General features: G+C 67.4%; 16 protein-coding genes and 1 tRNA gene. 7 read left to right on the top strand and 10 right to left on the bottom strand.

What is annotated here, in order from left to right:
• Positions 1 to 81: 81 nt before the first annotated feature.
• Both AAHM44_RS15245 and AAHM44_RS15250 read right to left on the bottom strand, forming a co-directional pair.
• Positions 82 to 1,269 carry a pyridoxal-dependent decarboxylase, exosortase A system-associated gene (locus AAHM44_RS15245; RefSeq protein WP_446745994.1) on the bottom strand — a complete coding sequence of 396 codons (1,188 nt, stop codon included), beginning with the start codon at positions 1,267 to 1,269 and terminating at the stop codon, positions 82 to 84.
• 139 nt (positions 1,270 to 1,408) lie between these two features.
• Complete coding sequence (locus tag AAHM44_RS15250) at positions 1,409 to 2,896, bottom strand: acyl-CoA ligase (AMP-forming), exosortase A system-associated (RefSeq protein ID WP_342250527.1); 1,488 nt, start codon at positions 2,894 to 2,896, stop codon at positions 1,409 to 1,411.
• Between the two features lie 72 nt (positions 2,897 to 2,968).
• Between AAHM44_RS15250 and AAHM44_RS15255 the strand changes: the two genes are divergently transcribed.
• From AAHM44_RS15255 to AAHM44_RS15265, 3 genes are read left to right on the top strand one after another with little or no spacing between them, the layout of a single operon-like run.
• Positions 2,969 to 3,241 carry an acyl carrier protein gene (locus tag AAHM44_RS15255; protein WP_269574848.1) on the top strand — a complete coding sequence of 91 codons (273 nt, stop codon included), beginning with the start codon at positions 2,969 to 2,971 and terminating at the stop codon, positions 3,239 to 3,241.
• On the top strand, positions 3,238 to 3,915 hold the full coding sequence (locus tag AAHM44_RS15260; RefSeq protein WP_269574847.1) for a hypothetical protein: 678 nt from the start codon (positions 3,238 to 3,240) through the stop codon (positions 3,913 to 3,915). Before AAHM44_RS15255 ends, AAHM44_RS15260 begins: the two co-directional genes overlap by 4 nt.
• Positions 3,903 to 4,691, top strand: a complete 789-nt coding sequence (locus tag AAHM44_RS15265) for a hydrolase 1, exosortase A system-associated (RefSeq protein ID WP_342250528.1) — start codon at positions 3,903 to 3,905, stop codon at positions 4,689 to 4,691. The genes AAHM44_RS15260 and AAHM44_RS15265 overlap by 13 nt, the downstream gene beginning before the upstream one ends.
• A gap of 1 nt (position 4,692) precedes the next feature.
• Here the strand turns inward: AAHM44_RS15265 and trxB are convergent, their stop codons facing one another.
• From trxB to AAHM44_RS15295, 6 genes are all read right to left on the bottom strand, one after another.
• Positions 4,693 to 5,667: a thioredoxin-disulfide reductase gene (gene trxB / locus AAHM44_RS15270; protein ID WP_269576597.1), complete on the bottom strand. Its 975-nt coding sequence runs from the start codon at positions 5,665 to 5,667 to the stop codon at positions 4,693 to 4,695.
• A 125-nt stretch (positions 5,668 to 5,792) separates the two neighbouring features.
• On the bottom strand, positions 5,793 to 7,181 hold the full coding sequence (locus AAHM44_RS15275; RefSeq protein WP_342250529.1) for a tyrosinase family protein: 1,389 nt from the start codon (positions 7,179 to 7,181) through the stop codon (positions 5,793 to 5,795).
• A 319-nt stretch (positions 7,182 to 7,500) separates the two neighbouring features.
• Positions 7,501 to 7,577, bottom strand: a tRNA-Met gene (locus tag AAHM44_RS15280).
• Positions 7,578 to 7,632: 55 nt separating this feature from the next.
• Positions 7,633 to 8,145, bottom strand: coding sequence for a 2'-5' RNA ligase family protein (locus AAHM44_RS15285; RefSeq protein ID WP_269574844.1), 513 nt, complete (start codon positions 8,143 to 8,145; stop codon positions 7,633 to 7,635).
• The gene (locus AAHM44_RS15290; RefSeq protein WP_342250550.1) at positions 8,142 to 10,067 is read right to left on the bottom strand and encodes a potassium transporter Kup; all 1,926 of its coding nucleotides are present in this window, start codon (positions 10,065 to 10,067) and stop codon (positions 8,142 to 8,144) included. Before AAHM44_RS15290 ends, AAHM44_RS15285 begins: the two co-directional genes overlap by 4 nt.
• A gap of 180 nt (positions 10,068 to 10,247) precedes the next feature.
• Positions 10,248 to 12,587 (bottom strand): glycoside hydrolase family 31 protein, encoded by a 2,340-nt coding sequence (locus tag AAHM44_RS15295; protein ID WP_342250530.1) that lies wholly within the window; start codon positions 12,585 to 12,587, stop codon positions 10,248 to 10,250.
• A gap of 149 nt (positions 12,588 to 12,736) precedes the next feature.
• Between AAHM44_RS15295 and AAHM44_RS15300 the strand changes: the two genes are divergently transcribed.
• Both AAHM44_RS15300 and AAHM44_RS15305 read left to right on the top strand, forming a co-directional pair.
• Entirely contained in the window at positions 12,737 to 13,219 is a 483-nt protein-coding gene (locus AAHM44_RS15300; protein WP_269574842.1) for a cupin domain-containing protein, read from the top strand.
• Positions 13,220 to 13,323: 104 nt separating this feature from the next.
• The gene (locus AAHM44_RS15305; RefSeq protein WP_269574841.1) at positions 13,324 to 14,145 is read left to right on the top strand and encodes a hypothetical protein; all 822 of its coding nucleotides are present in this window, start codon (positions 13,324 to 13,326) and stop codon (positions 14,143 to 14,145) included.
• A gap of 42 nt (positions 14,146 to 14,187) precedes the next feature.
• On the opposite strand, the gene AAHM44_RS15310 is transcribed toward AAHM44_RS15305, so the two are convergent.
• Positions 14,188 to 14,391 carry a hypothetical protein gene (locus AAHM44_RS15310; RefSeq protein ID WP_342250531.1) on the bottom strand — a complete coding sequence of 68 codons (204 nt, stop codon included), beginning with the start codon at positions 14,389 to 14,391 and terminating at the stop codon, positions 14,188 to 14,190.
• Between the two features lie 105 nt (positions 14,392 to 14,496).
• On the opposite strand from AAHM44_RS15310, the gene AAHM44_RS15315 reads away from it, so the two are divergent.
• On the top strand, positions 14,497 to 15,417 hold the full coding sequence (locus AAHM44_RS15315) for a LysR substrate-binding domain-containing protein (RefSeq protein ID WP_342250551.1): 921 nt from the start codon (positions 14,497 to 14,499) through the stop codon (positions 15,415 to 15,417).
• A gap of 42 nt (positions 15,418 to 15,459) precedes the next feature.
• On the opposite strand, the gene AAHM44_RS15320 is transcribed toward AAHM44_RS15315, so the two are convergent.
• Complete coding sequence (locus AAHM44_RS15320) at positions 15,460 to 15,927, bottom strand: Lrp/AsnC family transcriptional regulator (RefSeq protein WP_342250532.1); 468 nt, start codon at positions 15,925 to 15,927, stop codon at positions 15,460 to 15,462.
• A 137-nt stretch (positions 15,928 to 16,064) separates the two neighbouring features.
• On the opposite strand from AAHM44_RS15320, the gene ald reads away from it, so the two are divergent.
• Positions 16,065 to 17,171, top strand: coding sequence for an alanine dehydrogenase (ald, locus tag AAHM44_RS15325; RefSeq protein ID WP_269574838.1), 1,107 nt, complete (start codon positions 16,065 to 16,067; stop codon positions 17,169 to 17,171).
• Positions 17,172 to 17,371: the final 200 nt, after the last annotated feature.

The raw sequence follows: 17,371 nt of genomic DNA on the forward strand, positions 1-17,371 counted from the left end.
CCCCCCCCCCCCCCCCCCCCCCCCCCCCCCCCCCCCCCCCCCCCGGCGGAACTGCAAATTCCGGCCGCACGCCGGATTGCCTCAGACCAGCATCTCCCCCGCCGCCGGATGGCCCAGGAACGCGCTCGGGCTCGCCGTTGCGCCATAGGCCCCTGACGCGAACACCGCGATCATGTCCCCCACTTCGGCGCGCGGCAGCGCCACGCGGTCCGCCAGCCGGTCGAGCGGGGTGCAGAGCGGCCCCACCACCGTCACCACTTCCTCCGCCGGGTCCTGCATCCGTTGCGCCACCGCGATCGGGTAGTTGCGCCTTACCACCGTGCCGAAATTGCCGGTCGCGGCGAGATGGTGGTTGAGCCCGCCCTCGACGACCAGGAACGTCTCGCCCTGGCTCTCCTTCCGGTCGACCACGCGGGCGAGGTACACGCCCGCCTCACCGACCAGCCAGCGGCCGAGCTCGATCGCATATTCGCTGTCGAGCCGCCCGACCGCACCCGCCAGCGCCGCGCCGATCGCGCCGACGTCCACCGGCGTGTCGCCCGGAAAATAGGGGATGCCGAAGCCGCCGCCGAGATTGACCAGGGGCGGCACCGCGCCGATCTCGTCGGCCAGCCGCGCGGCAAGGTCGATCGTCGCCGCCTGGGTCGCGATGATCGCTTCGGTGTCGAGCGACTGCGATCCGGCGAAGATGTGCAGCCCGCGCCACTCCGCGCCCTCTCCGCGCAGCTGCCGCACCAGTTCGGGCACGTGCGCGCTTTCGATTCCAAAGGGGGATGCCCGCCCGCCCATCTTCATCCCCGAGCCGCGCAGTTCGAAATCGGGGTTCACCCGCACCGCCAGTCGCGGCGTCACGCCCAGCGCCTTGCCGATCCCCAGGGCACGCTGCCCCTCGGCGATCGACTCCAGGTTGACCGTCACCCCGGCGCGGATCGCCGCTTCCAGCTCCGCATCGCGCTTGCCCGGCCCGGCAAAGCTGATGAGGCTCGCCGCCATGACGTCGAGCGCCCGCCCCATCTCGCCCGCAGAGGCCACGTCCATCCCGTCGACCAGCGGCGCGATCCGCTCGAGCAGCGCCGGGAACGGGTTGGCCTTGATCGCATAATGCACGCCCACCTTCGCGGGCAGCGCCGCCCGCAACAGCGCGATCCGGGCCTCGATTACCGCGAAGTCATAGACATAGGCAGGAGTGGACACATCCAGCCACGGAAGCTGGCGCAGCTCCGCGAATTCGGGCGGGATCGGGCCGAAAGGTTTGGCTGTGATGGTCATACCCTTCCCCTACACGCCTTCGTCATCCCCGCGAAGGCGGGGATCCATTCTGGCTACCCGAATGAGTCTCATTACACTCAGCGGCAATAGATCCCCGCCTCCGCGGGGATGACGGCTGAAGCGTGTAAGGAATGGAGCGCTACCCCAAACTCGCCCGCAGCGCCGTCCGGTCCAGCTTGCCGTTGGCGTTTCTGGGCAGTTCCATACGCCAATCGAAGCGCGCGGGCTGCATGAAGCTCGGCAGGTCGCGCCGAAGCCGGGTGCGCAGCGCCTCTTCCGCGCTGCCGTCGCCGCGTGCGATCACCACGATCGCCTGGCCCAGCCGTTCGTCCGCCACGCCGAACGCCGCCGCCTCCCCGGTCTCCCCGCCGGAGAGCACGGCTTCCTCGATCTCGGTCGGGCTGATCCGGTTGCCGGCGGACTTGATCATCTCGTCATCGCGCCCGACGAAGCGCAGCAGTCCGTCGGCGCCCAGGCGCACCGTGTCGCCGGACCAAACGGCCATGCCGCCACTTTCGGCGTATGAAGGGGCTGGTCTGAAGCGCTGGGCGGTGCGTTCCGGGTCCTGCCAATAGCCCTGGGCGACCAGCGGGCCGGCATGAACCAGCTCGCCCTGCTCGGCCGGCGCCCCGTCCGGTCCCACCACCAGCACCTCGGCGAACGGGATCGCCTTGCCGATCGCGTCCGGATGGCTGTCCACCAGCGCGGGATCGAGATAGGTCGATCGGAACGCCTCGGTCAGCCCGTACATCGGATAGAGGTCGGCCTGGGGGAAACGCGTCCGCAGGTCGCGGATCATCCTGGGGGTAAGCGCACCACCCGAATTGGTTAGGCGCTTGAGTTTAGACGCAGTCTCAACCGGCCACTCGGCTTCGAGCAGCTGCACCCAGAGCGGCGGCACGCCGGCGAGCGTGGTGATGTCGAACCGCTCGACCGCCTTTATGACGTCGCGTGCGGTCAGGTAGTCGAGCGGTACGATGCGGGCGCCCGCCGCCCAGGTCGACAGCAACTGGTTCTGTCCGTAATCGAAACTTAGCGGCAGCACGCCGAGAACCCGGTCGTCGGGCGCGATCTCAAGATAATGCGCTACGCTGATGGCACCCAACCATAAATTGGCGTGGCTCAGCATCACGCCCTTGGGCTTTCCGGTCGATCCCGAGGTGTAGAGGATCGCCGCAAGGGCGCCGGTGTCAACATCCGAGGCTGGAAGCGTCCGGTTCGAGGTGAGCGAAGTGTCTTCGACAACCCGGCACTGGTCGCCAACATCGCCCACTTCGAGTGCCTGGAGGCGTACAGTCTGGCTGACCAGCGCCCGCGCCCCCGAATCGGCCAGGATATGCGCCACCTGGGCGCGCTTGAGCACCGGGTTGACCGGCACGTGCACCAGCCCCGCCCTCACCGCCGCCAGCGGCATCAGGCAGGCGGCCCGCGTCTTGGGCAGCCAGGTCGCCACCCGGTCGCCGGGCTCCAGCCCCAAATCGCGCAGGGCCGCGGCCATCTGCCCGACGGCCGCCTCCAGCTCGGCGTAAGTCATTGTCCCGGCTTTGTCTTCCAGGGCAATTGCATCGGGTTTGCCCCGCGATGGCAGGGTGTCGAGCGGCCGGGGAAGCGAGTCGAGGGCGATCACCTATCCACCCTTATACTTGGCAGCGCCCGCGCCAAGCCTTACGGGGGCGAAAAACCGGTCAGGGGAAGATCATTGCAGCCCGATGGGTCGCTCCAAGTCGAAGACACCGTCCGCGCAGTCCTGCGCGACGTACTGGGCCTAAGTGCCGACAGGGTCGCGGAATTCCGTGCGGACACGCCGTTGTTCGGCGCGCTGCCCGAACTCGACTCGCTCGCGGTGGCGGGCGTGCTCACCGAGCTGGAGGACCGGCTCGGCATCCTGATCGAGGATGACGAGGTCGATGGCGAGATGCTCGAGAGCTTCGGCGCCCTAACCCGCTTCGCCTCGGCCAAGGCGCTCGGATGATCGATCGCTACGACTGGGCCGGGGGACAGGAGGCGATGCTTCGCTTCGGTCCGTCGAGCGGCCCGGTCGTGGTCGCGGCGCTGCCGCTGTTCGAGGAAGCCAACCGTACCCGCACCTTCACGGTCACGCTCCTCCGCCTGCTCGCCGAGCGCGGGGTGGCGGGCGCGCTGCCGGACATGCCGGGCCAGGGCGAGAGCCTGATGGCACTGGAAACGCTTGGTTTTCTGCGGATCCAGGAAGCCTTTGGCGGCGTGGTCGATCATATCCTGGACGAGGGCCGCGCGGCCTATGCGCTCGGCGTCCGCAGCGGCGCGCTGCTCGATGCCCATGCCCTTGCCTCGGGTCGCTGGCACCTGGCGCCGCAGGACGGCAGCGACCTCCTGCGCGAGCTCAAGCGCGTCCATGGCAGCCCTTTGCCCGCGTCCGCCGCCCGGGTCGAGATCGCCGGTAATCTGATCTCCGCCGACCTGCTGGCGGAGCTCGAGGGCAAGCAGCCCTTCGCCGAATCGGTCACGCCGCGCCGCGTGGTACGGCTCGAGAGCGATCCCCGGCCCGCCGACCACAAGGTGCCCGGCGCACCGCTCTGGCGCCGCAGCGAGCCGGACAACGACCCCGCACTCGCCGCGCTGCTTGCCGACGATATCGCCGCCTGGGTGCGCGCATGCGAAGGCTGATCTCCTTCCCCTGCGCCGGCGAAACCCTCGCCGCCACGCTCGACGAGGCCCCGGGCAAAACCGGGCTGCTGATCGTCTCGGGCGGCAACGAAATTCGGATCGGCGCGCATCGCGGCATGGCGCTGCTCGCTGCCCGTGTCGCCCAGGCAGGCCATCCGGTGCTCCGCTTCGATCGCCGCGGCATCGGCGATTCGACCGGCGAGAATGGCGGCTATGAAAGCAACGCGGAGGACATCGCCACCGCCGCCCACGCCCTGCGCACGGCAGGCGCCGAGCGCATCCTGGCATTCGGCAATTGCGACGCCGCCACCGCCCTCGCCTTCTTCCATGCGGGTGCAGGCATCGACGCGCTGCTGCTCGCCAATCCCTGGGCGATCGAGCCGACCGACGCGCTGCCGCCCGCCGCCGCAATCCGCTCGCACTATGCCGCCAAGCTGCGCGATCCGAGGGAATGGCTGCGCCTGCTGCGCGGTGGTGTGAACATTGCCAAGCTACTCAAGGGCTTGCGCAAGGCCTCGCAGAAGCCATCCGAAGCGCCGGCCGGGCTGACCGCGCGCCTCGCCGCGGCGCTGGGCACGGCCCAGGTGCCGGTGACTATCCTGCTCGCAAAGGGCGACAACACCGCCATCGCCTTTGCCGACGCCTTCAAGGGCGCCGCTTACGAGGCCACCCGCGCGCGGACAAAGGTGGAGACACTCGACAGCGACAGCCACAGCTTCGCCAGCGCCGCCGACAAGGCCTGGCTGCTCCAGCGCGTGCTGGAGCGCCTCGCCTAACTTACTCCGCCGCGTGCTGGACGACGGTCTCGAAGTCCGCCTCGGCCAGGAAGCGCTCGGCGTCGAGCGCGGCCATGCAACCCGTGCCGGCAGCGGTGACCGCCTGGCGGTAATGCTTGTCCATCACGTCGCCGCAGGCGAACACGCCGGGCACGCTGGTCTTGGTCGTGCCGGTCTCGACCTTGATGTACCCGTCGTCGTCGAGCTCGATATGACCACGGAACAGCTCGGTCGCCGGGTGGTGGCCGATCGCGACGAAGCCGCCATCGACGTCGATCGTCGACAGCTCGCCGGTCTCCATGTCCTTCAGCTCGATCGCGACCAGTCCCTCGGGCTCGCCGCCACCGATGAAGCGCTCGACCTTCTTGTTCCACAGCACGTTGATCCGCTCATTGGCGAACAGGCGCTGCTGCAGGATTTTCTCGGCGCGGAACGAATCGCGGCGGTGGATCACGGTCACGTCATGGCTGTGGTTGGTGAGGTAAAGCGCCTCTTCCACCGCGGTGTTGCCGCCGCCGATCACCGCGACCTTCTTGCCGCGGAAGAAGAAGCCGTCGCAGGTCGCGCAGGCGCTTACGCCCTTGCCCTGGAGCAGCCGCTCCGAATCGAGGCCCAGCCACTTGGCCTGCGCGCCGGTGGCGATCACGAGGACGTCGCCCAGATAGATGGTGCCGCTGTCGCCGACCATGCGGAACGGGCGCTGCGTCACATCGACCTCGACGATCGTGTCCCACATCATCTGCGCGCCGACATGCTCGGCCTGGGCCTGCATCTCCTGCATCAGCCACGGGCCCTGGATCACGTCGCGGAATCCGGGATAATTCTCGACATCGGTGGTGGTCATCAGCTGGCCACCGGGCTGGATGCCCTGGACCACGATCGGCGCCATGCCCGCACGCGCGCCATAGATGGCGGCGGTGAGGCCGGCGGGGCCGGAACCGAGGATCAGCATGCGAGTCGAATGGGTGGCGGTCATCATGGCTTCCGAAATGGCTGAGCCCCGCATCTAGGGGCTGGGAAAGGCTTGAGGCAACATGGGTGGTGTCACACGGCCAGCAATGGCTGTGGACAACAGCTTTTGCTCGGGTAGCCCAAGCGTTGCTAGCCCGCCACCTCTATCGATCCGATCGCGATGGTCTCGCCCACGGCGGCTCCGGCAACCTCCACCCGACGAAAAACGACGCCGAGATCGGCCAGGTCCAGCCCCTGCGCCTCACGACGGATCACCTCGCCCACCGGCAGCTCGATCCGCGCCATGCCGTCGTCGCTGTGATGCCGCGCCGCCGAGATCTGGAAAGGCCCGATCGAGCCGAGCAGGCATTCGGGCAACGTGCGTCCCTCTCCGTCGAGATCGAGGTACAGGTCGTAATAATAGCCACCGAGCTGCCCGGCGCCACTGAGCGAGACCTGGTCGAGCACGATCGTCACTTCGTCAGGGACATAGGCAGCGTCGCGCGTCCGGCGCAACGGTTCGCGCTGGTAGAGGGCACTACCCAGCCAGATGCCGCGATAGGGCACCGGCGCAGGCGCGGCGGCGGCCGGCGGGGGCGCCATCGCCATGGGCGCAGCGTCGGCGGGAGGCGGCGGCACGGCGACCGGCGGCGGGGCCTCCACCGGCACCGCGGTTGGCGCCCCTCGCGCAGGCACCGGCGGACGCGGCACCCGCACCTCGCCCGATCGGATCGCCCCGCCGGCCGCGCCTTCGCGCGCCGGCAGCCTGAGATCGGGATAGCGATAGCCGAGCCCGGCCCCGTCGATCGCCACCGCACGGTCGAGCCCCATCCCATCGGCATAGTCGAAGCGGCCACCCCAATAGGCATCGCCCGCAGCGGGCATGGTCCGCCCCTCCCCGGCCGCCGACCAGCCGCTCCACAGCCGGTCGACATTGGCGTGGTGCACCCAGAAGATCATGTCCGAAGGCGAGAGCATGCTCGCCATCCGCCCGCCGACCAGGTTGTGGACCTTGTTGTGGAACGCCTCGACCTGCGCCTCGAAGCAGTCGGCACCGGCGGTACGCTGGAAGCCGATCAGTTCGGGTGCGAAGGCCGCAAAGCCCAGCGCCTGCCCCACTTCGCCGCCGATACGCGGCTCGAACAACGGGTTGGTCGCCGAATTGCCGCTGGTGAACTCCGCGGGCAGGCGCGGGTCGCTGAAATAGTCCCAATAGGGCACCCGCAAGGTCTGCGAGCCGGAGACCTCGCGCAGCGTCGCCTCGAACAGGTGGAGATAGCCACGATGCCAGGCGAGGAAATAGGGTTTGCCGTGCGGGCAGTGGTGCATGTGGACCAGCGGCCAGAAGCTCCAGCTCGCCGGATCGCTCTCGTCGCGATTGGCCTTCATCCGCCGCACGGCCTCCACCAGCCGCGGATAGTCGGGACCACGGCGGAATGCCGCCCAGGGCAGGCGCGGCTGCGTGGGTGCGTCCAGGGCAAAGGCAGGCGCGGCGATGCCCGCCGCAAGCAGCCCGATGATCTCCCGCCGGCTCAGCATCCCCCGATCCCCCGATCCCCCGATTCGCAGAGCCGCCATCATGCCCGCCGGCGCGCCAAAGGCGAGTCGGCGAAAGCCTCCCCGAAAGGGTGAGCCCACCGGCGCCCGTGCGGGGGTCGCGAAACCTGCGCGAATCAGCAAGAACATGGTGCCCGGACATCCCCCCGGCCGGGCTCACCCGCAGCGCCCTGCCCCTCCGCGCTGCGACGGGCGGGTGCGCCGGGTCCCCAGCACGACGCGCCCGCCCACGCGGCGCATCGCGACGGCGGACGCGGACAGTTCCACCTGGCGGGAATTCAACGGTGATCGGGGGTAATGATGGTAGCGGAGGAGGGACTTGAACCCCCGACACGCGGATTATGATTCCGCTGCTCTAACCAACTGAGCTACTCCGCCCCAAACAGGGTGTCGCCGAAGCGAGGGGGCCCAATAGGTCCGGCTTCGCCCGAGGTCAAGCGAACATATGCCGGGAATGTGCTTCCCAGGGCCCGCCACGATAATGCCAGCTCGCCAGGCCGGAGATTTCCACCTCGCGCGGCACGAAATCCCGCGCCAATGCGGCCATCACGGCCTTGGCCAGCACCGGCCGGACCTTGTTCTGGATCGTCACATGCGGGCGCCAGCGCCCGGCATCCTGCGGGGTCAGCAGCCCGGCAAAGGCATCGACCAGCCCCTCGCGAATCGCCACCAGCTCGGGCGCCTCGATCCGGTAGGCCACGCCCCCGCCCAGCGACATCAACCCGGTCACGCGCGCCCGCGGCGCGCGAACCCCGCGCGTCTCGACCGACAGCCGGTGCTTGAGCTCGTCCGCCACCGAGGGCGGCAGCTGGTGGAACAGCGTCAGGTGCGCGTCGAGCACGTTCCGCTCGGGCGGATAATGCTCGCGGCGCAAGGCGTTGAACCAGGCCTGGTCCTGCCGCCCGAACAGCGCCGTGACGATCAGCGGCGCCGCGCGTTCGGTCAAATCTCGACCTGGCTGCCCAGTTCAACCACGCGATTGGTCGGCAGGCGGAAGAACTCCATCGCGCTTTCGGCGTTGCGCAGCATCCAGGCGAACAGCTTCTCGCGCCAGATCATCATCCCCGGCCGGGCCGAGGGCAACAGCGTCTGGCGGGCGAGGAAGAAGCTGGTCTCCATCATCTTGAACTCGGCGCCACAGGCGTTGACCGACTTGAGCGCCGCCGGAACATCCGCCTCCTGCATGAAGCCATAGGCCAGGATCATGCGGTGGAAGCCCTGCCCCAGGTCCTCGAGCATCATGCGATTCTCGTCGGGGACATAGGGCACGTCCTTGATCTTCACCGTCAGCAGGATGACGCGGTCGTGCAGCACCTTGTTGTGCTTGAGGTTGTGCAGCAGCGCGTGCGGCACGCCCTCGGGCGTCGAGGTCATGAACACCGCGGTGCCCGGCACGCGGGTGGCGGTGGTTGCGGCTGACGTGATGAAGATCTTGATCGGCATCGCGCTCTCGCGCAGCCGGTTGATCATCAGCTGGCGGCCCTTCGACCAGGTGGTCAGCAGGGTGAACACCACGAAGCCGATGAACAGCGGGAACCAGCCGCCATCGGGAACCTTGGTCAGGTTCGCCGCGAAATAGGCCAGGTCGACGGTGAAGAACACCGCGAGCAGCGGGATCGCATAGCGCTTCTTCCACTTCCACAGGCCGAACAGCACCACCGCCAGCAGGCAGTTGTCGATCAGCATCGCGCCGGTAACCGCGATGCCATAGGCCGCCGTGAGGTTCGACGAGGTCTGGAAGGTCAGGACGAGCAGGATCACCATGATCATCAGCGCCCAGTTGATGAGCGGGATGTAGATCTGCCCGGCGGTCGAGGCGCTGGTATGCTCAATACGCAGGCGCGGCACGAAGCCGAGCTGGATTGCCTGCTGGGTCACCGAGAAGGCACCCGAGATCACCGCCTGCGAGGCGATGACGGCAGCCATCGTCGCCAGGATGACGAGCGGGAATTGCAGCACTTCCGGTGCCAGCTCATAGAACGGGCTGTGCAGCGCCGATGGGTCGCGCATCAGCAGCGCGCCCTGCCCCATGTAATTGAGGATCAGCGCCGGCAGCACGAACCACAGCCAGGAGATGCGGATCGGCTTGCGCCCGAAATGGCCCATGTCGGCATAGAGCGCCTCGGCGCCGGTAACCGCCAGCACGACCGAGCCGAGCGCGAGGAAGGCGCGGAACGGATCGGCGGCGAAGAACATCATCGCGTGATGCGGCAGCAGCGCGTTGAGGATCGTCGGCGTCTGCACCAGGCTCAGCGTGCCCAGCGTCGCGATCGTCAGGAAATAGAACAGCATGATCGGGCCGAAAAAGGCGCCGACCCGCGACGTGCCCGTCCGCTGGATCGAGAAGAGCAGCACCAGGATGACCACCGCGATCGGCAGCACCAGCTTGGCGAAGGCGGGCGCGGCGACCGACAGGCCCTCGACGGCCGACAGCACCGACACCGCCGGCGTGATCATCGAGTCGCCATAGAAGAGCGCGGTCGCGAACACGCCGAGCAGCACGATGCCCTGCGTCCAGCGCTTGGCATTGCCGCTGCTGCGCGAGATCAGCGCGAGCAGCGCCAGGCTGCCGCCCTCACCCTTGTTGTCCGCCCGCATGATGATCGTGACGTATTTCAGCGTCACCACGACCATCATCGACCAGAACATCAGGCTGATGACGCCCATGATGTGCAGCGTGTCGAGGTCGAGCTTGTGGTGCCCCGCGAAGGTTTCGCGGAAGGCGTAGAGCGGGCTGGTGCCGATATCGCCGAAGACGATACCGATCGCGCCGATCGCCAGCTTCCACGTGCCGTCGAGGCTGTGGCCATGCGCAGCATGCGCGTCGAAATGAGCCGGAGCCGACTCGTCGGCTCCTTCTTTCGGGATGTTCACGGGCGCGGGTGTCGCGTCGGAAAGGAAACGGACCTGGTCATGCGACCTGCGTTCTCGATCTTCTAATTGCGGGCGGGCCGTTAGCACGCGCAGCAAAGGCAATCAACGAATGTCGTTACGCAGGGCTCGACGCGCAAGGGGGCCGGCTGGTTCCCGTGCGAAAAGATAGGCCGGTCACCTGGGCGCGGGGGACGCACCCGCGAGTCGCACCAGCGCCTGGAGATCCTGTCCGCCCGGCAACTTCCCCGATGCGGAGAGCCGCCCTTCCCGGTCGTTCCAGCGCAGCTCGGTCCGGGTCCCCGCGCCCTTGCGATAGGCGTTGGTCACCCCGTCATCGTCGAAGAGGGTGAAGGCGCCGTCGCGGCCGGGATAGACTCGAATGCTCTCGAGCGGCTGGCGCGCCGCGGTGTTCGGCACCTGCACCCCCAGCGGCACGATCGATCCGGCGCGGACGAACAGCGGGATCCGATCGATCGGCGCCGCTGCGGTCACCCACTGGCCGCCGGCATGCTTCTCGTCGGTCCAATAGTCATACCAGTCGGTGCCGGCCGGCAGGTACACGCGGCGCGAGGTCACCCCCTGCTCGGTCACCGGCGCGACTAGGAAGGCCGGGCCGAACATATATTCGTCGCCCAGATTCGCGACATTGGGATCGTCCGGGAAGTCCATGAACAGCGCGCGCATGAACGGCGCACCGGTCTCATGCGTCCGGTATCCCAGCGAATAGAGATAGGGGATCAGCGCGTATCGCAGGCGCAGGAACTTCGCGAGCACTGGCTCGGCCGCCGCGCCATATTCCCAGATCGCCGTTGCCGGGCGCTGGCCGTGGATGCGCAGCGTTGGGGTGAAGACATTATATGCGAACCAGCGGGTGAACAGCTCGGGATAGTCCTTGTAGTCCGCCCCCATCGCCGTGGCGCCGGCGGGATCGAGCAGCACCGGGCGCTCGGCGGCCGGGCCGTTCGGCCACTGCCAGCCGCCGGTATCGCTGCTCCAATAGGCATGGCCGCTCGCCGTGAAGTTCAGCCCCGCCGGCACCTGGCGGCGCAGCGCTTCCCAGGTCGCCTGCACGTCCGACGACCAGAAGATCGCGCCGCTATGCTGGGTGCCGAGATAGGCGGCCCGGGCGAGGATCAGGTTGCGGAAATCCGGCCGGTCGCGCGCCGACCCCTCCGCCACGCTCGACGTGTGCACCAGCGGATAGAGGTTGTGATAGCGGTCACCCGATCCGATCGAATAGAAATTGCCGTCGGGCACCAGGTCGGGCTCGGTCTCGTCGAGCCAGAACCAGTCGAAGCCCTGGCTCGCGATATTGTCGCGGATCTTCTCCCAGAACCACGTACGCGCCTCCGGATTGGTACTGTCGAGCAGCGCCCCCGCCCGGTCCGCGCGCACCGGCAATCCGTCGACCGTGTTGCCGTCCTTGTCCTTCAGCAGCCAGCCCCTGGCGCTCAGCATGTTGAAATAGCGCGATTCCCGCTCGAAGCGCGGCCACACGCTGATGATGCTGTGCATGCCCGCATCATGAAGCTGCTTGTTCATCGCCACGGGGTCCGGGAAGAAGCTCCGGTCGATGTCGATCTGCCCCATCCGCGTCCAGTAGAACCAGTCGAGTACCATCACGTCGAGCGGATAGCCGCGGCTGCGATAGCCCTCGGCCACGCCCAGCAGCTCCTTCTGGCTCTCATAGCGCGCCTTGCTCTGGATCAGCCCGAACGCCGCCTTGGGCGGCAGCGGCGTGTCGCCGGTCAGCCGGGCATAGCCGGCATAGATCTCGTCGGTGGTCGCGCCGGTGATGACGAAGAAGGAAACCCGCTCGCCCACTTCGGACTGCCAGTGGGTGCTGCCATGCAGCCCGGGCGAGACGATAGTGGCGGAAGGATTGTCCCACACCACCGCATAGCCCTTGTTGGTCACCAGGAACGGGATGCACACCGTCTCGCCCGCCGGCGCATCGTAATAGTGCCGGCAGTCGATCGTCCGCCCGCGCAGGTTGAGCGGGCCAGTGCTTTCCTGGTTCTGGCCGAGCCCGTAATAATGCTCGTCCTGCGGCGCCGCGAAGCTCGCCCCGGCCTTGAATGTCTTCTCGCCATTGACCGTATGCGGCGCCAACTCCCACCCGTTCATCTTGGTGAGCAGCCGCCCGTCCGCCGCGCGCACCGACAGCGAGACCCGGGGCAGCGACGGCACGAAATAGCGCTCCATCTGGCTCGGCGCCTTGGGCCAGGGTTGCGGATCGACGCTGAGCGTCAGCGCAGGCGAGGCGAACACATCGCCGGAGCCGTCCGTCTTGTGGGTCCAGCCCTTCGCATCGACCTTGCCCGAGATGCCATGTCCGGGAGCCGCGTCGCTCAGCCCCCGGTCGAGCGAGATCGTCACCCGAACGATGTTCGGCGCATAGGGTTCGACGGCAACGAAGGCGCCGTTGCGCTCGACCGTCGCCAGCGACTGGGCGGCAACGGGAAACGGCGCCAGCACGGTCGCCAAAAGGCCAAGCACACGGACAATTCGCATCGTTCGACTCTCCCTGCCGAGGGCGTTGCGCGAAACGTCCGCCGCCGCAAGCACGGCTAAGGTCGTAGCCCTTGCCGTCACCCCGGGCTTGACCCGGGGGCCCGCTTCTTATGTCTTGGCGCAAACAAAGCGGCTTGAGGAGACACGCGGTGAAGACCCTTGGCATGACACTCGCACTCACCCTCGCATGTTCGCCTGGCATCGCCGCCGCCCAGACGACCACCGACCCCACCGCCTTCGCCGGCGGCGCGGACGTGCAGGCCCAGACCCGCGCGATGCTCGCCGAGATGAAGCCCGATCAGGGCTTCATGTGGCGCCCACTGGTCCGCGACGGCGCGCGCGTGGCCGCGATCGAGATCTGGAAGAAGCCGGGCCGCCCCGCCGTCCATCCGGCCGAGGCGGAATATGCGATCGTGCTCGAAGGCGCCGGCACCCTGGTCTCGGGCGGCACCCTCGCCGATCCGACGACCCGCAACCCCGGCCTGGTCGACGGCAGCCGGATCGAAGGCGGCACCACCCGCACGCTCGGCCCGGGCGACGTCATCCTCGTCCCCGCCGGCGTGCCGCACTGGTTCGGGATCACCGGCGAGCGGCTGGTCCTGCTCGGGATCAAGCTGCCCGGCGCGAAATAGCCGGCTTCCCTCCTGGTTAAGGCATCGCGCGTTGGCGCGAGCCCGCTTTGCGGCCATACAGCCCTCGCCAGCTTACCATGGCGGGAAAACAAAGAGGGAAAACAATGCGCTTGTCCTGTTTCTTCGCACCGATTGCGCTGCTTGCTCCAGCTCTTGCCCATGCCGGCACCTGTGAGGAATCCTTCACCAAGGGTGGCAGCTTCATCAGCGGCCAGAAGTTCGCCGCGTCGGTGACGCTGCCGGGCCTGACGCCCGCCAGCGCGATCGGCCAGATGCGCGGCATCGTCGTCGCCAAGGGCTATGACGTGCTGGCGGTCGAGCCCGAGGACGGCAGCATGCTGATCGAGCAGGCGCAGACCGGCAAGGCCCGCGCCTTCCCGATCACCATCACCGCGACGCCCGACGGCAATGTCCGGATGGAAGCGAAGCTGCGCGCCGGCATGTCGGCCCCGAGCGAGCCCGCCAAGGCCGAGATGTGCGGCATGCTCAACCAGCTCAAGACCGGCAAGGCCGGCACCGCGGCCGCCGGCGCGGGCATGACTGCAGCCGGCAACAAGGCGCCGCTCGAAATGGACGCGCTGTCCATCTCGCACCAGATCTCGAAGGACACCCAGCGCAACGCCGCTGCGATCCCGCTGCGCTACAAGGACAAGACCTTCATCGTCAGCGGCACGGTGAAGTCGATCGACAAGCTGGATGACGCCTATGTCGTCACCTACGACATCCCCGAGCCCTATAACGAAGCGATCCGCCTGCCCGGCACCGCGCCGTTCAAGACCGACATCTTCTGCCGGTTGGCAAAGGGCCAGTCCGTGTTCGCGCTGCAGCAAAAGCCCGGCAAGAAGGTCAAGCTCTCGGGCGTCTACGCCAATTTCAACCCCAATTCCCACGCCTTGCTGCTGGAGAATTGCCGCCCGGTGAAGTGATTGCGTACAGGTCCTGGCGAAGGCGACGGTCTTCGCCAGGGCTCAGCCAATGTCTGTCGCGCCGGATTCCACGCATTCGCGCGCGATTCGCTCAGAACCGGAAATATCCGGCTCGCCACCCGAAGACGTCCGGCGCCCGAATACGCTCTTCAACGCGCGCCCGGCCTTTCGCAGCAGAGCGTGTACATCCTGGCTGAAGCGCTGGTGATGTTCACCCCAGGCGCGATCATACATCTCATCGATCATGGCTGCCCTCCGGACTTGAAGCTGGCCCGGAAGAGATGCGGATCTTCGGCTGCCGCGTCCAACAAAGGGATCGACACGCCTTATCAACAGGCTTTATCAAGCACCATGCGACGGCTCCCCCCGCTTCCCGCAGTTCGCGCATTCGAAGCGGTCGCGCGAAGGGGTACCTTCACGGCGGCCGCCTCCGAATTGGGGATGACCCAGGCCGCGATCAGCTATCAGATCAAGATACTGGAGGAGCGGGTCGGCGAGCCGCTCTTCGTCCGGCGGGGAAGACGCGCCGAACTGACTGCCGGCGGGGCCCGCGTCGCCGCACGGCTGGCGACCGCTTTCGACGAGATCGAGATGGCGTTCGATGAACTCACCGGCGAGAGCGAGACGGTCTTGCGCATCGCCACGACGGCGAGTTTCGCGAACAACTGGCTGGCGGGGAACATCGGCACCTTCCAGGCCGCGCATCCGGATATCGAGATCGAGCTCGAAGTCAGCGGTACGGTGATCGACCTCGCGGAAGCCCGCATCGACGTCGCCATAAGATCCGGCCGCGGCGACTGGCCGGGGCTGAAATCCGAGCATCTGGCGAAGGTCGACTTCACCCCGATGTGCAGTCCGGCGCTGCTCGAGGGGCGCGATCTGCCGCTGGACGCAGGCAAAGCCCTGGAAATGCGGCGGATCAGTCCGCAGGATCGGTGGTGGCCGATATGGTTCCGAAGTGCCGGCGTAGAGATAGGGGACGATCCCGGGCGCGGCGGCATTCGCATGGACTCCCAGGCGACCGAGGGGCAGGCGGCGCTTGCGGGGCATGGAATCGCGCTGATGACTCCGATGCTATGGCGTCCGGAACTCGCGAGCGGGCGCCTCGTATGCCCTTTCGCCGACATAGCCGATGAAGGCACCGCCTACTGGTTCGTCTATGCCGAAAACCGCAGGCATACGCGCAAGATCGCCCGGTTCCGCGACTGGCTCGTCCCGGCGTTTCGCGCGATGGCCGCCGCCCAGGAAATGCGCGCGATCGAAGGGGCATAGCTGTCTCTCCGCCTAACCGCTTCTTCGGGCGATCACCCGCCTTTATCGCCCGCCGAACAGCGCCTCCGCCTCGCTCCGCGTCGGGATCGACCGCAGCACGAAGCTCGAGTTGATCGTCACCACCCCGGGCAGCCGTCCGAGATGCTCGCGGTGGAGCCGCTCATAATCGTCCAGGTCACGCGCCAGGATCTTGAGCCGATAATCCTGCCCGCCCGAGACCAGCGCGCACTCCACCACACCGTCGATCTGCGCCACCGCCGCCTCGAACCGCGCCAGGTCTTCCTCCACCTGCGTCCCCAGCGTGATGTCGACCAGCGCGGTGATGCGGAAGCCCAGCCGCCGGTGCCCGAGTCGCGCGCCATAGCCTTGGACATGCCCTGAGGCCTCCAGCGCCTGGATACGGCGGGTGCAGGCCGACTGTGAAAGTCCCACCTGCACCGCGATAGCGCTCACCGGCGCCCGCGCATCGGCGGCGAGCGACTTGAGGATAGCTGCGTCAATCCTGTCCATCCTGCATGGATAGACGGTTTTCTCGCATGATACAGGGAATTCATGCGCCAACCCTCATCGACTGTCACATCTTTGCAGGGATTTGCCGCGATCCATGCTATATCGTGCGCGCCAACCCAATTCACGGAGAGGCTTCCATGCGCATCGGCGTTCCCAAGGAAATCAAGAATCACGAATATCGTGTCGGCCTGACCCCGGCTTCGGTCGCCGAGCTGGTCCATGCCGGCCACGAAGTGCTGGTCGAGACCAAGGCCGGCATGGGCATCGATTTCGACGACGAGGCCTATACCAAGGTCGGCGCGAAGATCGCCCCGGATGCCGCCGCCGTCTTCGCCGGCTCGGACATGATCGTGAAGGTCAAGGAGCCGCAGGCGCAGGAAATCGCGCTGCTCGAGCCGCGCCATGTGCTGTTCACCTATCTCCACCTCGCCGCCGACAAGCCGCAGGCCGAGGGCCTGATGAAGTCGGGCGCGACCTGCATCGCGTACGAGACCGTCACCTCGAACTCGGGCGCCCTGCCCCTGCTCAAGCCGATGTCGGAAGTCGCCGGCCGCATGTCGGTCCAGGTCGCCTCGCACTATCTCGAGAAGGAACAGGGCGGTCGCGGCGAGCTGCTCGGCGGCGTGCCGGGCGTGGCGCCGTGCAAGGTCGCGATCCTCGGCGGCGGCGTCTCGGGCATCAACGCCGCGCAGATGGCCACCGGCCAGCGCGCCGACGTCACCATCTACGACATCAACAACGAGCGCCTGGCCGAGCTCGACATGCATTTCGGCAGCCAGATCAAGACCGCCTATGCCAGCAAGGCCGCGATCGCCGAAGCGGTGAAGACCTCGCAGGTCGTGATCGGCGCGGTGCTGGTGCCGGGTGCGGCTGCGCCCAAGCTCGTCACCCGCGACATGCTCAAGACGATGATGCGCGGCTCGGTGCTGGTAGACATCGCGATCGACCAGGGCGGCTGCTTCGAGACCAGCCATGCCACCACGCATGACAACCCGGTCTATGAAGTCGATGGCGTGATCCACTATTGCGTCGCCAACATGCCGGGCGCGGTCGCCCGCACTTCGGCTTTCGCGCTCAACAACGCGACGCTGCCGTTCGTGCTCAAGCTGGCGAACCTCGGCGCCGAGGGCGCGATGAAGGCCGACAAGCACCTCGCCAACGGTCTCAATGTCTACAAGGGCAAGATCGCATTCAAGGCCGTCGCCGACGATCTCGACCTCCCCTACGAAGCATGGGCGGGCTGATCAGCCTGCTTGCAACGTAGGATTCCGCATGGTTCGCTGGAGCGGTCGGGACCCGGGTCCCGGCCGCTCTTTGCCTTGTAGGAAAGATAGGATCAGCCGCGCGCAACAATCGTTCGGGATGGATCGCGTTCCCGTAAGGAAGGTCAAATTTGCCGGCCCGAAAACCCGCTCTTGGGCTGTACTTCGTGTACTTTGGCGCG

Source organism: Sphingomonas sp. OTU376, from assembly GCF_038440415.1.
In the GTDB taxonomy this organism is placed as follows: Bacteria; Pseudomonadota; Alphaproteobacteria; order Sphingomonadales; family Sphingomonadaceae; genus Sphingomonas; species Sphingomonas kyeonggiensis_A.

Coding starts and splice junctions, on each gene's coding strand:
- AAHM44_RS15275 (WP_342250529.1), bottom strand. CDS start 7,181: ATGCTGAGCCGGCGGGAGATCATCGGGCTGCTTGCGGCGGGCATCGCC.
- AAHM44_RS15320 (WP_342250532.1), bottom strand. CDS start 15,927: ATGGACAGGATTGACGCAGCTATCCTCAAGTCGCTCGCCGCCGATGCG.
- AAHM44_RS15265 (WP_342250528.1), top strand. CDS start 3,903: ATGCGAAGGCTGATCTCCTTCCCCTGCGCCGGCGAAACCCTCGCCGCC.
- AAHM44_RS15245 (WP_446745994.1), bottom strand. CDS start 1,269: ATGACCATCACAGCCAAACCTTTCGGCCCGATCCCGCCCGAATTCGCG.
- ald (WP_269574838.1), top strand. CDS start 16,065: ATGCGCATCGGCGTTCCCAAGGAAATCAAGAATCACGAATATCGTGTC.
- AAHM44_RS15305 (WP_269574841.1), top strand. CDS start 13,324: ATGCGCTTGTCCTGTTTCTTCGCACCGATTGCGCTGCTTGCTCCAGCT.
- AAHM44_RS15260 (WP_269574847.1), top strand. CDS start 3,238: ATGATCGATCGCTACGACTGGGCCGGGGGACAGGAGGCGATGCTTCGC.
- AAHM44_RS15315 (WP_342250551.1), top strand. CDS start 14,497: ATGCGACGGCTCCCCCCGCTTCCCGCAGTTCGCGCATTCGAAGCGGTC.
- trxB (WP_269576597.1), bottom strand. CDS start 5,667: ATGACCGCCACCCATTCGACTCGCATGCTGATCCTCGGTTCCGGCCCC.
- AAHM44_RS15295 (WP_342250530.1), bottom strand. CDS start 12,587: ATGCGAATTGTCCGTGTGCTTGGCCTTTTGGCGACCGTGCTGGCGCCG.
- AAHM44_RS15310 (WP_342250531.1), bottom strand. CDS start 14,391: ATGATCGATGAGATGTATGATCGCGCCTGGGGTGAACATCACCAGCGC.